The organism is Azorhizobium caulinodans ORS 571 (assembly GCF_000010525.1).
Lineage (GTDB): Bacteria > Pseudomonadota > Alphaproteobacteria > Rhizobiales > Xanthobacteraceae > Azorhizobium > Azorhizobium caulinodans.
In genome coordinates this window covers 1579033-1594929 of sequence record NC_009937.1, presented here as the reverse complement: position 1 = coordinate 1594929, position 15897 = coordinate 1579033, and the positions used below count along the sequence as shown (strand labels likewise).

General features: G+C 66.5%; 8 protein-coding genes. 7 read left to right on the top strand and 1 reads right to left on the bottom strand.

Translation table 11 applies throughout. From position 1 onward, the window contains the following. Positions 1-177: 177 nt before the first annotated feature. The 7 genes from paoA to AZC_RS07195 all read left to right on the top strand — a co-directional run bounded on the left by paoA (position 178) and on the right by AZC_RS07195 (position 14355). A complete protein-coding gene (gene paoA, locus AZC_RS07220) occupies positions 178-843 on the top strand; it encodes an aldehyde dehydrogenase iron-sulfur subunit PaoA (protein ID WP_012169930.1) in 666 nt (221 codons plus the stop codon). Next, a complete protein-coding gene (locus AZC_RS07215; RefSeq protein WP_012169929.1) occupies positions 840-1790 on the top strand; it encodes an FAD binding domain-containing protein in 951 nt (316 codons plus the stop codon). Before paoA ends, AZC_RS07215 begins: the two co-directional genes overlap by 4 nt. Positions 1791-1794: 4 nt before the next feature. Next, entirely contained in the window at positions 1795-4005 is a 2211-nt protein-coding gene (gene paoC / locus AZC_RS07210; protein WP_012169928.1) for an aldehyde oxidoreductase molybdenum-binding subunit PaoC, read from the top strand. Between the two features lie 42 nt (positions 4006-4047). Next, positions 4048-4311: a hypothetical protein gene (locus AZC_RS25450; protein ID WP_148209815.1), complete on the top strand. Its 264-nt coding sequence runs from the start codon at positions 4048-4050 to the stop codon at positions 4309-4311. A gap of 173 nt (positions 4312-4484) precedes the next feature. Continuing rightward, entirely contained in the window at positions 4485-4694 is a 210-nt protein-coding gene (locus AZC_RS07205; RefSeq protein ID WP_012169926.1) for a cold-shock protein, read from the top strand. Positions 4695-4887: 193 nt separating this feature from the next. Continuing rightward, on the top strand, positions 4888-5700 hold the full coding sequence (xth, locus tag AZC_RS07200; RefSeq protein ID WP_012169925.1) for an exodeoxyribonuclease III: 813 nt from the start codon (positions 4888-4890) through the stop codon (positions 5698-5700). A 276-nt stretch (positions 5701-5976) separates the two neighbouring features. Further along, on the top strand, positions 5977-14355 hold the full coding sequence (locus AZC_RS07195; RefSeq protein ID WP_052285885.1) for an MBG domain-containing protein: 8379 nt from the start codon (positions 5977-5979) through the stop codon (positions 14353-14355). A 48-nt stretch (positions 14356-14403) separates the two neighbouring features. Here the strand turns inward: AZC_RS07195 and AZC_RS07190 are convergent, their stop codons facing one another. After that, positions 14404-15870 (bottom strand): protein adenylyltransferase SelO, encoded by a 1467-nt coding sequence (locus AZC_RS07190; RefSeq protein WP_043879033.1) that lies wholly within the window; start codon positions 15868-15870, stop codon positions 14404-14406. Positions 15871-15897 lie beyond the last annotated feature (27 nt).

Sequence of the window (15897 nt, the reverse complement as noted above, 5' to 3'; positions counted from 1 at the left end):
CCAGCGCAGCCCAGGACGTACCCGCGCGCCCTTGGAAGCCGGCGCGCGCGAGCGCTCACGGATTTGCGAAGGGAACACATCCTGTCTGGAGGCATTCCATGATGGAGGTCCGCGCGCCTGTTGCGTCGGCGACCCTGAGCCCTTCCCCCGGCCCGCCTCCAACCTTCGGATCCGGACATGACCATGCCCCAGCCCACGGCCCTGACGCGACGCGACCTGATCGCCGCCGGAGCCGCCACCCTCGCCGGGAGCGGCGTTGCCCATCCCGCCGCTGCCGAGACGTCCCAGCCAGTATCTACCCCGCCCAACGCGCCCCGCACCCTCGATCCCGTTTCGGCGAAGGTCCGCTTCACCGTGAACGGCGCCTCCCACGAATTGACGGTCGACACGCGCACCACCCTGCTCGATGCGCTGCGCGAGCATCTGCATCTGACAGGCACCAAGAAGGGCTGCGATCACGGACAGTGCGGGGCCTGCACCGTGATGGTCGACGGCGTGCGCATCAACTCCTGCCTGACGCTTGCGGTGATGCACGAGGGCGACAGCGTGACCACCATTGAGGGCCTCGGCAGCCCCGGCAATCTGCATCCCATGCAGGCGGCCTTCATCAAGCATGACGGTTATCAGTGCGGCTACTGCACGCCGGGCCAGATCTGCTCGGCCGTGGCGGTGCTGGGCGAGATCCGCGACGGCATCCCGAGCCATGTCACGGCCGATCTTTCCACCGCGCCCGAGCTCTCCGTGGACGAGGTGCGCGAGCGCATGAGCGGCAACATCTGCCGTTGCGGCGCCTATTCCAACATCCTCGAAGCCATCACAGAAGTTGCCGGGAGAGGCGCATGATCCCCTTCACGTTCGAGCGCGCCTCGTCCCCCGCCGAAGCGGCGGCCGCAGCCGCGCGCACGCCCGGCGCCAAGTTCATCGCGGGCGGCACCAATCTCCTCGATCTCATGAAACTGGAGATCGAGACGCCGAACCACCTCATCGACGTCAACGGCCTCGCCCTCGACACGATCGAACCGGCGGCGGAGGGCGGCCTGCGCATCGGTGCGCTGGTGAGCAATACGGATCTTGCGGCGGATGCGCGCGTGCGGCGGGACTATCCGCTGCTGTCGCGGGCTCTACTGGCAGGGGCCTCCGGCCAGTTGCGCAACAAGGCGACCACCGCCGGCAATCTCCTCCAACGCACCCGCTGCCCGTATTTTTATGACACCGACCAGCCGTGCAACAAGCGCAAGCCCGGCAGCGGCTGCGCGGCGATGGACGGCATCACCCGGCAATTGGCCGTCATCGGCACGAGCGATGCCTGCATCGCCAGCCATCCGAGCGACATGGCGGTAGCGATGCGTGCCCTTGATGCGCAGGTGGAGACGGTGGGGCCGGATGGGACCACGCGGCGCATTCCCATGGCGGATTTCCATCGTTTGCCCGGCAACACGCCCCACATCGAGACCGCGCTCGCGCCGGGCGAACTCATCACCGCCGTGCTGCTGCCGAAGCCGCTCGGAGGCCGGCAGGTCTATCGCAAGGTGCGCGACCGCGCCTCCTATGCCTTTGCGCTGGTGTCAGTGGGCGCGGTCATCCTGCCGGATGGCACGGGCCGCGTGGCGGTCGGCGGCATCGCTCCTCGGCCCTGGCGCGACGAGAAAGCGGAGGAGGCCCTGCCCAAGGGCGCCCGCGCCGTTACAGAACGGCTGCTCGCCGACGCGCGGCCGACGCGGGACAACGCCTTCAAGGTCGTTCTGGTGGAGCGCACGCTCGGTGCGGTGCTCAACGAGGCAAGGGGCTGAACCCATGAAATTCGAGACGCCCGCAACCACCAATCCCATCGACCGCCTGCGCGTGGTGGGCCAGCCGCTCGACCGCATCGACGGTCCGCTGAAGACCACCGGAACCGCGCCCTATGCCTATGAGCGGCACGATGTGGCGGCCGATCCCGCCTATGGCTATGTGATCGGCGCTGGCATCGCCAAGGGGCGCATCACCCGCATGGATATCGAGGCGGCCCGACGCGCGCCGGGTGTCATCGCCATCGTGACGGCCGAGACCGCCGGGAAGCTCGGCAAGGGCAAGCACAATACCGCGCGCCTGCTGGCCGGGCCCCACATCGAACATTACCACCAGGCCGTCGCGCTGGTGGTCGCGGAGACGTTCGAGCAGGCCCGTGCAGCGGCCGGGCGAGTCCGGATCGACTATGCCGCCGAGCCGGGGCGCTTCGATCTCGAAGCCGCGCGCTGGTCCGCCGCCAAGCCCTCGGACGAGGCGACGGGCGGTGCCGCCGATACCAAGGTCGGCGACTTCGCCCGCGCCTTTGACGCGGCCACGGTGCGCCTGGACGAGACCTACAGCACGCCGGACGAGACCCACGCCATGATGGAGCCGCATGCTTCGCTGGCGCGGTGGGAAGGCGACCGGCTGACCGTCTGGACCTCTAACCAGATGATCGGATGGGCCCATACGGATCTGGCCGAGACCCTCGGCGTACCGCCCGAGAAGGTACGCGTAATCTCACCCTTCATCGGCGGCGGCTTCGGCGGCAAGCTGTTCCTGCGCGCCGACATTGTGCTCGCAGCACTCGGCGCGCGGGCGGCGGGACGGCCGGTGAAGGTGGCGCTCCATCGCCCGCTGATGATCAACAACACAACCCACCGTCCGGCCACCATCCAGCGTATCCGCATCGGCGCAGAGCGGGATGGCATGATCACCGCCATCGCCCACGAAAGCTGGTCCGGCGACCTGGAGGGCGGCGGACCGGAAGTAGCGGTGAACCAGACACGCCTCCTGTATGCGGGCGCCAATCGCCTCACCTCCATGCGTCTCGCTAGTCTCGACCTGCCGGAAGGCAACTCCATGCGCGCGCCGGGCGAAGCTCCGGGCATGATGGCGCTGGAGATCGCCATGGACGAAATGGCCGAAAAGCTCGGCATCGACCCGGTGGACTTCCGCATCCGCAACGACACGCAGAAAGATCCCGAAAAGCCCGGCCGGCCGTTCTCCGCCCGCCCCTTCGTGGAGTGCCTGCGGCTCGGCGCGGAACGCTTCGGCTGGAGCAGCCGCAATCCCGTCCCCGGGCAGCGGCGGGAGGGTCGTTGGCTGATCGGAGCCGGCATGGCGGGCGCTTTTCGCAACAACCTGCTCGTGAAGTCGGCCGCCCGCGTGCGCCTGTCCGCCGATGGCCGGGTCACGGTCGAGACCGACATGACCGACATCGGCACCGGCAGCTACACCATCATCGCCCAGACCGCCGCGGAGATGATGGGCGTCTCCCTCGAGCAGGTGGAGGTGCGTCTCGGAGATTCCGCCTATCCCGTCTCGGCGGGGTCCGGCGGCCAGTTCGGCGCCAACAATGCCACCGCTGGCGTCTATGCCGCCTGCGTGAAACTTCGCGAGGCGGTGGCCCGGAAGCTCGGCCTAAATGCCGCGGATGCCGAGTTCGTCCATGGCACGGTGCGCAGCGGCGAGCGGTCCATTCCGCTGGCGCTCGCGGCCTCAAGCGGGGAGCTCACCGGCGAGGACGGCATCGAATATGGCGACCTTCACAAGACCTACCAGCAGTCCACCTTCGGCAGCCACTTCGTTGAAGTGGCGGTGGACGCGGCGACGGGCGAAGCCCGCATCCGCCGCATGCTGGCGGTCTGCGCGGCCGGGCGCATCCTCAACCCGAAATCCGCCCGCAGCCAGGTGATCGGAGCCATGACCATGGGCGCAGGCGCGGCCTTGATGGAGGAACTGGCCGTCGACAAGAAGCGCGGTTTCTTCGTCAATCACGACCTCGCCGGATATGAGGTGCCCGTGCATGCGGATATCCCGCACCAGGAGGTGATCTTCCTTGATGAGACCGATCCGATCTCCTCGCCCATGAAGGCGAAGGGCGTCGGGGAACTGGGCATCTGCGGCGTCGGCGCCGCGGTTGCCAACGCGCTCTACAATGCGACGGGTGTGCGCGTGCGCAACTACCCGATCACGCTCGACAAATATCTCGACCGGCTGCCGGACGTCGCCTGATCTGCCGTCGTCTTCCGCCTCCTGTGCATGCGTGCAGGAGGCGTGAGCCAAGCAGTTTCAGATAAAAATTGGGGCCACGCCGAGCAAAGCGTGATACAAGAAGGGATGAGCGCTAAATTTTCTGTCGATCTCTGGGTCGAATTCATCGTGGGGTTTCGTGCCCCGCCCGGACGTTTCCAGATTCTGCGGCAGTTGCCGCCGGACAGGGGCGAGCCGAGTTACCGCGTGAAAGGTGAAAAGGAAGCCTTTGAGCGCGTCGCGCGTGAATCCGAACTGCGGCCGTGGGCGGACAGAATTTCGGATTGAAATTTCGGCCTTGCTCTCAACACAATTGGCCGCTAGGTTCAATTTGTCTGAACTTGACGGCCGATTTTCCCGGCGCTGCTGACAGCGCCTGACGATCCTTCCCTTCAATTTCTATTCTTGCCTCACCTGCTTCGGCGGGCAAGGCGCCCATGCGCGATTGAAAGGAAATCGTCATGAACTTCGGTACTGTGAAGTGGTTCAACGCCACCAAGGGCTTCGGCTTCATTCAGCCTGACAACGGCGGATCGGATGTGTTCGTTCACATCTCTGCCGTGGAGCGGGCCGGAATGCAGGGCCTCGCCGAGGGCCAGAAGCTCCAGTTCGAGATCATCCGCGACAACAAGTCCGGCAAGAACTCGGCAGGTAATCTTCAGGCTGCGTGATCCTTCATGCCATTGACCACGGATGTACTGGCAATGGCGTGATTCACCTGAAGAGCACACGGAAGGCTCCGTCCATGGGACGGGGCTTTTTGTGTTTCTAGCCCTCGCGTCTTCTGGGGGCCGCCAGCGACCGGATCGAACCGGACCGGGGCCTTGAGCGTTGATGGGCTTCCTGCCTCACGCCGGGGCCGCCATGCGGATCGCCACTTTCAACGTGAACGGCGTCAATGGACGCCTGCCGCCTCTGCTGGACTGGCTCCGGCAGAGCAAGCCCGACGTGGCCTGCCTCCAGGAGCTGAAGGCCCCGCACGAGCGCTTTCCCGCCGCCGAACTGGAACAGGCGGGCTATGGCGCGGTCTGGCTAGGGCAGAAGGCCTGGAACGGGGTTGCCATTCTCGCCCGCGGCGAGATGCCGGTCGAGACCCGCCGCGGTCTTCCCGGCGATCCGGACGATATCCAGAGCCGCTATATCGAGGCCGCCGTCGGCGGCGTCCTGATCGGCTGCCTCTATGCGCCGAACGGCAATCCGGCACCGGGCGCGAAATTCGACTACAAGCTGCGCTGGCTTGAGCGGCTGCGAAATTACAGCGCGCAGATGCTCGACCTCGACCTGCCCATGGTGCTCGCAGGCGATTTCAACATCATGCCCGAGGAGCGCGACGTCTATGCGCCGGAGCGCTGGCGGGACGACGCGCTGTTCCGCCCGGAAGTGCGCGCCGCGTTCGCCGATTTGCGGGACGATGGATGGGTGGACGCGCTGCGCCACCTCCACCCCGACGCGCGCCTCTACACCTTCTGGAAATACCTGCGAAACGCCTTTGCCCGCGACGCCGGGCTGCGGATCGACCATCTGCTGCTCAGCCCGGCGCTCGCCCCGCGCCTCGTGTCGGCCGGCGTGGATCGTGCCGTGCGCGGGCGCGACCATGCCAGCGATCACGCACCAGCCTGGATCACGCTTGATGCGCCGACACGGGGACACGCGGGCGGCGATCGCCGGACGGCCTGACGAGTCCCGATCCATAGCGAGCTAGGCACAGCAGGCGCGACGGTATCATGTGGAAGATCAATAGCCATTGATGAACGGCCAGCCCGACAAATTTTGGGCGCATATCTGCACCTTGTCGATATAACACATTGATATATATCATGAACATGTCGCAGGAACCCACCCACGGGCGCCCGCGCCACTTGTCATCTCTTCATGGTTGCGTCAATGGGTTGTGATGCCAAACGCGACGAAGCGGTGACAGGGGTGGGCAAGGTGAACCATCGGTATGCTCCCATGGCCGTTTCCGGCGCCCTCCTGCACAGCACGGGCCGGCGCGCGGCTGCTTTGCTGACCAGCGCGGCCTTCGTCGGCTCCGCCCTCCCAGCCCTGGCGCAGACCGCCCTCCCCACCTCGGGCAGTGTCGTCTCCGGCAGCGCGGCGATCTCGGCGCCTTCCGCCACCAGCGTGCTCATCACCCAGACGTCGCGCAATGCCATCATCAACTGGGGCTCCTTCTCGGTGGGCGCGGGCAATGCCGTGCGCTTCGAGAATGGCAGCGGCGCGACCCTCAACCGCGTCACCGGCCTTTCGCCCTCGCAGATCGACGGCAGCCTCTCGGCCACCGGCAGCGTCTATCTGGTGAATCCCAACGGCATCACGGTCGGCCCCACCGGACAGGTGACGACAGGCGGCAGCTTCATTGCGTCCACCCATGACGTGTCGGATGCCGACTTCAACGCCGGCGGCGCCATGACCTTCCGGGGCTCCAGCACCGCCAGCGTCATCAATTACGGCAGCATCGGCTCGCTGGGCGGAGACGTGGTGCTGATCGCCCGCAAGGTCGAGAATGCCGGCACCCTCACCGCACCCAACGGCACGGTCGGGCTTGCCGCCGGCTATGAGGTGCTCGTGCGCGATGCCGCGCTCTCGGACGGCAAGTTCGTGGTGAAGGTGGGCGGCGGCGATACGGAAGCCAAGACCACCGGCGTCATCAAGGCCGCCGAGGCGGAGCTGAAGGCGAACGGCGGCAATGTCTATGCGCTGGCCGGCAATACGGAGAGCCTCACCAAGGCCACCGGCGTCGCCAGCAGGGGCGGCCGCATCTTTCTCACCGCCGGCGATGGCGGCAACGTCACGGTGACGCAGAAGCTCTCCGCGCGGGCGGCGGCATCGAACGGCAAGGCCAAGGGCGGCGAGATCCGGGTCTCGGGCGGCACGGTGAAGGTGTCCGGCAAGCTCGACGCCAAGGGCGAAGGCGATGCGGGCGGCACCATCGTCGTGACGGGCCGGGACATCCAGCTCGCGGCCGGCGCAGACCTCGATGCGAGCGGCGCCACGGGCGGGCTGGTGCTGGTGGGCGGCGATTATCAGGGCGGCTATGACGCCACGACCAAATATCTCGCGGAGGATGTGCCGACAGCCGCCACGACGACGGTTGAGGCGGGTGCGAGCATCCGGGTGGACGGTACGGCGGGTGCAGGCGGACGTGCCGTGGTCTGGTCGGACGGGACGACGCGCTTTGACGGAACGATCAGCGCCACCGCGACGGGGATCGCCGCGGGTGGCAAAGTCGAAACGTCCGGACACAATCTGCTGTTGGGCGACAATGTCGCGATTTCGACGCTCTCCGAGCAGGGACAGACCGGCGTCTGGCTCATTGACCCGTACAACGTCACCATTTCATCCTCCGGCAGCAGCAATGTCTTGATCACCGTCTCGGGCAACCCATGGAGCGTCGAGCCGACGGCCAGCGGCGCCAATCTCAACAGCTCGACCCTCAACGCCTATCTCTCCTCCACCAACGTTGCGATCACCACGAACGGTGCCGGATCCGAGGCGGGCAACATCACGGTGAATGCCGCCGTGACATGGAGCGCCGCCACCACCTTGTCATTGCTGGCGGATGCGAGCACGGGCGGCGTCTTCATCAACGCCAATATCTCGGGAAGCAATGCCAATAGCGGGCTGGTGCTGAGCGCGGGTGCCGGCGGCATCAGCCAGGCCGGCGGCGCGGTGATCCAGGCCGGCACGCTGACGGCGACGGCGGCCAATGGCGGCTCGGTCACGCTCACGAACACCGGCAATCTGGTGGGGACGCTCGGGACGTCGAGCGCGGCCGGGTCGTTTGCCTTCACGAACGGTCAGGCCCTGACGGTTTCCGGCAGTGTCACGACCAATGGTGGACTGTCGTTGGTCACCGCCTCCGGTGGCCTCACCATAAACGGTGCGCTGACCGACGCCCATGCGAACTCCAGCTTCACCCTTTCGGCTGCGGGCAGCCTGATCATTGCCAAGGACGTGACCTTTAGCGGTGCGAATGCAGCGGCCAGCCTCACCTCTGGCGGCAGCTACAGCCTCACCAATGGCGCCCGCGTTTCTCTGCCGGACAGTGGAGCTTCGCTCTCCATCAACGGCACGTCCTATACGCTCATCCACGATGTCTCCGCCCTTCAGGGCATGACCGGCTCCGGAAACTATGCCCTCGGCAATGACATCGACGCCTCGGCGACGGCCAGCTGGAACAGCGGCGCGGGCTTTGTTCCGGTTGGTGTCTTCGGCACGGCCTTCTCGGGCACCTTGGCCGGGCTCGGGCACTTCATAGACGGCCTGACGGTCAACCGGCCCGGCACATCGCAGCTCGGACTGTTCGGCTACACGAATTCCGCCACGGTCCGGGACCTTACGTTGTCCAACGTCTCGATGAGCGGCTCCTCCCGCGTGGGTGGCCTGGTGGGCTGGGCCGACACGTCCAACTTCTCCAACGTCCATGTGACCGGCACGATCGCAGCGACGCAGGAGGCCGGCGGCGTTGCCGGCTGGTTCGTGGATTCAACCTTGGCCAGCGCCTCTTCCGCTGCATCGGTGACGGTTTCGGCAAACGGGGCCGGCGGACTTGTGGGCTACGCACTTTACAGCGGCACCATTTCCGATTCCTACACCACCGGATCGGTGACGGGGGCGACATATGTCGGCGGGCTCATAGGGCAAACCTTCAGCGTCACGCCCCTGACGCTCACCAATATCTATGCCAGCGGCCGGGTGACAGGAACGAACGCAGGCGGCCTGATCGGCTTCGACGATCCTGCATCTCCCAGTTCCATTACGCTCAGCCATGCCTATTGGGATGCCAATTCGACGGGGCAGGCGTCCGCCTTCGGCAGCACCTCCGGCGCGACCATCACCGGCACAGCCACCGACGTGGCGGCGGCGCCGAGAACCCAATCCACCTATAGCGGCTTCGATTTCTCCAACACCTGGGTGATGATCGCCGGTGAAACCCGGCCGATGCTGCGCAACGAACAGTCGAGCGTGATTGCGACACCGGCGGCCTTGCAACTGATGTCGCAGGGCCTGTCCGCCAGCTATAAATTGGGCGCCAACATCGACATGGCGAGCGCACTCGCCGTGGGCAGCAACGGCTATTATGGCGGGCTCTGGGGCGCCTCCGGCTTCGTGCCGGTGGGCAATAGCGGCAGCAGCTTTACCGGCACGTTCAATGGCCAGGGGCACACCATCTCCGGCCTTTCGATCAACCGCGGCGGCACCAATTACGTCGGTCTGTTCGGCTATACGAGCGGCGCCGCCATCAGCAACGTGACGCTTGCCGGCGGCAGCATCACCGGCAATGACGACGTGGGGCCGCTGATCGGCTACATGTCCGGCGGTTCCGTCTCCTCCGCCTCCGCCAGCACGACCGTGTCGGGCCTGAGCACGAACGAGGTCAACACGGGCGGCCTCATCGGCGCGGTCGACGGTGGCAGTGTCAGCGGCTCGTCCGCGAGCGGCGATGTGACCGGCGTGGGCTGGGATATCGGCGGGCTGGTCGGCTATCTCATCAACGGCGGGACCATCACGCAGTCCTATGCCACCGGGAACGTCACCGGCACCGGGACCGGCGCCAGCAATGGCTACGTGGGCGGCCTTGTGGGGTCGAACGGCTATATCTCGAACGATGGCGGCACCATTTCCCAGTCCTATGCCACCGGCACGGTCACCGGCGCGATGGGGCCGGTCGGCGGATTGGTCGGACATAACGAGGGCACGATCACCGATGCCTACGCCACCGGCCGGGTGATCGGTCTTTCCGGCGCGAGCAATATCGGCGGCTTTGTCGGCGTGAACTATGTCCATGGCACGATCACCAACGCCTATTCGACGGGATATGTGACCGGCAGTTCGCAAGTCGGCGGCTTCGCCGGCTACAACAACAATAGTGCAGCCGCCATCACCAACGCCTACTGGGACACGCAGACCAGCGGCCAGTCCATGGGCATCGCCGGCGGCCTCGGCAGCGCGACGGCGCGCACCACCGCCCAGTTGCAAGGCAGCCTGCCGGCCGGCTTCTCCTCCTCCATCTGGAGCACCGGCACCAACCTCTACCCCTATTTCGGCTGGCGCTATTCGACGACGCCCGTCGCGGTTTCCGGCGTCGCCTACAGCGACGCGGGCTCGACCGTACTTTCGGGAGAGACCGTGACCGCCGTCTCCGGCGGCGGCGGAATCGGCAGCGCCAAGACCGGCGCCAACGGCTATTATTATATTCTGGTCACTTCCTCCGCGCTGGCCTCAACGGGCGTCCTGACCTATCTCGACAATGGCTCCGCCAAGGGCGCCGCCTTCTCCGACGCTGCAGGCAGCAACGGTATCCAGAATGTCGCCATCTATGGCACGGCGGCCCATGTCATCACCGGCCAGTCCACGCTGACCGCGACGCGCACCAATTATCTCGCCACGCTCGCCAGCTATGCCGACGCCGATCTGTCGTTCCTGTCGTCGAGCTCCTTCGCGCCGCTCACCACCACCGCCGGCTACGGCGTCTATCTGAACCCCACGGGCAGTTACACGCTCAACGCCAATCTGGGCTCTTCCGGCCTGCTGACCGTCGACAGTGGCGGCACCTTGGGCGTGAGCGGCGCCGTCACGCTCTCGGCGGCCGGCGCGCTCACCCTTGCGGATGCGGTGTCATGGACGACGGCTTCCAGCCTGGCCCTCTCCACCACCTCGGGCGGCAACATCAGCCTCGGCGGCGCGGTCACAGGCACCAACGGCACGCTGATCTTGAACGCCAGCGGCACCGCCACCAGTTCCAGCGCCATCAATGTGGGCACGTTCAACCTCTCCGGGGGCACCTGGAGCCAGAACGCGGCGACGCTTCCCTCGTTTGCCGCCACCAATTTCGTGATCGGCAGCGGAGCCACTTTCCTGCGCGTCACTGGCGGCGACGGCTCGGCGGCGACGCCCTACCAGATCGCGGATGTCTATGGCCTTCAGGGGGTCGGCTCCGCCAGCCTGCTGTCGCAGAACTTCGAGCTCGTCGCTGACATTGATGCTTCGGGCACGTCCAACTGGCGTTCCGGCGCCGGCTTCAACCCGATCGGCGACAATCTCAATAATTTTCTTGGCAGTTTTGATGGCGGCGGCCACGCCATCAGCGGGCTTTATGTGAACAATTCGGTCCGGGCGGGTCTGTTCGGAGTCACCGGTGCCGGCGCCACGGTCAGAGATCTTGCGGTGAGCGGCACCGCGAACAGCGTTGTCGCCGGCATGCTGGCCGCCGTCAACCTGGGAACCATCGACAACGTGCAGACGTCCGGCGCCGTCCTCAATGCCGGAAACCCGAACGCGGGCTCCGGCTATCTCGGTGGCCTGGTCGGCAGCAACCAAGGGAACGGGAGCATCCTCAACTCCTCGTCGTCGGCGAGCGTGACCAACTCCCAGGCCAATGTGAATGCGGGTGGCCTTCTGGGCGGCAGCCAGAGCGCCACGGCCTCGGTCAGCAACTCCTTCGCGACCGGCACGGTCACGAGCACCACCACGAGCAACACGAGAACAGCTGGTCTTGTGGCCAGCAATGCCGGCACCATCACCGGTTCCTACGCCACGGGCAACGTGTCGGGTGGCCTTTTCTCCGGCGGCCTCGTCGCCTTGAACACTGGTAACATCTCGAACAGCTTCGCGAGGGGCGCGGTCAGCGGCGACACCTATGCGGGCGGCCTCGTCGGCCGGAGCTACGCGGCCATCTCGAATTCCTACGCCACCGGCAACGTAACGGCAGTCACCTTCGCCGGCGGCCTTGTCGGTTATGATGACGGCCCGATCTCCGACAGCTATTCCACGGGCTCAGTGAGCGGAGCGACCTATCAGGGCGGCCTTGTCGGCTATGATGCCGGCCCGATCTCCAACAGCTACTCCACGGGCTCGGTCAGCGGAGCCACCTATCAGGGCGGCTTCATCGGCTATCTCAACTCCGGCTCCGTCACCGCAAGCTTCTGGAACACGACCACTTCGGGCACCGGCGTCGGCATCGGCGGTGGTGACACCTCGAGCGGCATAACCGGGCTCACGACCGCGCAGATGATCAGCCTCTCCACCTTCACCGGAGCCGGCTGGAGCATCGACGACGCGGGCGGCACCTCCTCCGTCTGGCGCATCTATGATGGCTATACCATGCCGCTGCTGCGCAGCTTCATGTCCAGCCTCACCGTGACAGGCGGCAGCGGATCGAAGACCTATGACGGCTCGGCGGCTTCCAGCGACGTGGGCACGCTGGTCTACAGCCCCGGCAGCTACACCACATCGCTCGTCGCCGGCACGGCGGGCTATACGGCCTCCAGCGCCAATGCGGGCACCTATTCCGGTGCGGGCCTCAGGCTCGCGGGGCTCTATTCCAGCCAGTTCGGCTACGACATCACCTTCGTGTCCGGCACGCTGCTCATCGACAAGGCCAGCCTGACGGTGACCGCCAGCGACGCCGCCAAGACCTATGACGGCTTGGCCTATGCCGGCGGCAATGGCGTGACCTACAGCGGCTTCGTGGGCTCCGACACGGCCGCCAGCCTCGGCGGCACGCTCACGTACGGCGGCACGGCGCAGGGCGCGGTGAATGCCGGCACCTATTCCCTCACCGCAGGCGGCCTCACTTCGGGCAATTACAACATCTCCTACACGGCCGGCACGCTGACCGTGGGCACCGCCGCGCTGACCGTGACGGCGAACGACGGCACGAAGACCTATGACGGCACGGCCTATTCCGGCGGCAACGGCGTCACCTACAACGGCTTCGTGGGATCCGACACCGCCGCCAGCCTCGGCGGCGCGCTCACCTGGGGCGGTACCGCGCAGGGGGCGGTGAATGCCGGAACCTACTCCCTCACCAATTCCGGCCTCACCTCCAGCAATTACGTCATCACCTATGCGCCCGGCACGCTGACTGTGACACCGGCCGCGCTGACGGTGACTGCCAACGACGGCACCAAGCCCTATGACGGCACGGCCTATTCCGGCGGGAACGGGGTCACCTACAGCGGCTTCGTGGGGTCCGACACAGTTGCGAGCCTCGGCGGCACGCTCTCCTGGGGCGGCACGGCTCAGGGAGCCGTAAACGCCGGAAGCTATTCCATCACCAATTCCGGCCTCACCTCCGCCAACTACGCCATCACCTACGTGCCAGGCACGCTCACCCTCACCCCGGCCGCGCTGACCGTCGCAGCCGACGCCAAGACGCTGCGCTATGGCGATGCCCTGCCCGCGCTCACCTATGCGCTGACCAGCGGCACGCTCTATGGCGGCGATACGCTGACCGGCGCCCTTGCAACCGCCGCCTCGCCCACGGCGAACGTGGGCACCTACGGCATCGGCCAGGGCACGCTGTCGGCCTCGCCAAACTATGCCATCACCTATGTGGGCGCGAACGTCACCGTAACGCCACGTCCCATCAGCGTGACCGCCAACGCCCAGTCCATGGCCTATGGCGATGCGCTGCCCGCCCTCACCTATTCGGTGGGCGGCGCCGGCCTCTCGAATGGAGATACGCTCTTCGGCAGCCTCGTCACCGGCGCCTCTGCGACGGCCAATGTCGGCAACTATGCCATCACCCAGGGCACGCTCGCGGCCTCGGCCAATTACACGCTGACGTACACTGGGGCGAACCTGAGCGTCGGCGCCCGCCCGATTACGGTAAGCGCCACCAACCAGTCCATCGCTTATGGCGATGCGCTGCCCGCCCTCACTTATTCCGTGGGTGGGGCCGGCCTCGCGAATGGAGACACGTTGGTCGGCAGCCTCGCCACCGGTGCCTCCGCGACATCCAATGTCGGCACCTACGCCATCACGCAGGGCACGCTCGCGGCCTCGGCCAATTACGCGCTCACCTACATCGGCGGCACGGTGGTTGTGACCCCGCGCCCGCTCGCGGTGATCGCCGACAATCAGAGCCGGACGGTGGGTGCCGCCAATCCCGCCTTCACCTATGTCATCGGCGGGCGCGGCCTCGTGAATGGCGATACCCTGACGGGGACATTGACCAGCCCGGCGGACAGCAATTCACCCGCCGGCCGCTACGCCATCCTGCAGGGAAGCCTTACGGCTCCCGCCAATTATGCCCTCAGCTACGTTCCCGGCACTCTGACGGTCATCGGCACACAGGCTGTCGTCAGTACGCCGCAGAACCCCACGTTCGTGGAAACGAGCGTTCCCGATCAGGTGGTGGTGACGCTGGACACCAATAGCCTGATCTCCTTCATCGATCAGCGGGAGGGTCAGCAGACGCTGGAGCAGAACAGCGCTCCGCGCCTGACTTCCTGTGGCGGCACGTCATCGGGCGGCCAGTGTGCCTTCCTGCCTGTGCCCGCCAATCTGCCCCCCAGCCAGTGGCTGAGCTTCCGGAGCGAGTGAACGCGACAGACGCCTGTTGAGGGAAGCCGCCCAGGGGGCGGCGGCCCCTCACGTGCCGCAGAAGGTCCGCAGCACCTCTTCGCCCGGCGCGGGCGGTTCCGCATACGCCGCCTTGTCCGGCTGCTCCGCATAGGGCGCGGCAAGGACGGCGACCATGTCATGGAACGGCACATAGTCGCCGTCGCTGACGGCGGCGCGGATGACCTCTTCGATGCGGTGGTTGCGCGGAATGAAGCGCGGATTGGCCGCTTCCATCGCCTGCCGCCGCACCTCCGCCGGACGCGGGTCAAGCGTCACGCGGGCGGCATAACGCGCGCTCCAGTCGCGCAGGGGCCCCTCCGCAAACGCCCCGATGAGCGCAACTGGCGCACCGTCCACCGGCAGGCTTGAGAGCGCCCGGAACGTGAGGGTGAAATCGGCCTGCATTTCGTGCATGGCCGAAAGCAGATCCTCGATCAGGCCCGCATCTTCAGGGGTCTCCGTCGAAAGACCCAGCTTCGCCCGCATGTGGAACAGGCGGGCCGCATCGAAGTGGGGCATGAACGTCATCAGCGCCTCTTCGGCCTGTGCCACCGCCCGATCGGGACTGGTATCGATGAGGGGCAGCAGAGCCTCCGCCAGTCGGGCGAGATTCCACATGGCGACGCGCGACTGGTTGCCGAACGCATAGCGGCCGAACTCGTCGATGGAGCTGAACACCTTGTTCGGATCATAGGCATCGAGGAAGGCGCACGGGCCATAGTCGATGGTCTCGCCCGAGACGGCCATGTTGTCCGTATTCATCACTCCATGGATGAAGCCGAGCGAAACCCAATGGGCGACGAGGCGCGCCTGCGCGCGGATAACGAGGTTCAGCAGCGCCAGATACGGATTGTCCGCCTCCGCCGCCTCGGGATAGTGCCGCCCGATCACATAGTCCGCGAGGCTGCGCAGCGCGGTTTCGTCGCGCCTGGCGGCGACGAATTGGAAGGTCCCGACACGGATATGGCTCGCCGCGACGCGGGTGAGGACGGCGCCCGGAAGGCCGATCTCCCGCTGCACGCGCTCGCCCGTCGCGACCGCCGCCAGGGCCCGCGTCGTCGGCACGCCAAGGGCCGCCATCGCTTCGCTGACGATATATTCCCGCAGGACCGGCCCGAGAGCCGCGCGCCCGTCCCCCCGCCGCGAATAGGGAGTGCGGCCCGCGCCCTTCAGCTGGATGTCCCGCCGCACGCCATTGCGGTCCACCACCTCGCCGAGAAGGATGGCCCGCCCGTCTCCAAGCTGCGGAACGAAATGGCCGAACTGATGTCCGGCATAGGCCAGCGCGATGGGATCGGACGCGGAGGGAACGGCATTTCCGGAGAGCGCCGCCAGCCCCTCGGGACTGCGCAGCCAGCCGGCATCGAGCTTCAGCTCGCCGGCCAATTCGTCATTGAGGCGGATAAGCTCGGGCTGCCGTACCGCGCTCGGCACGACCGGCGCGAAGAGGGTGTCGGGAAGCGAGCGGAACGTGTTCTCGAACGCAATGGTCATGGGGACCTGCCGGGCGAATGGGATTGT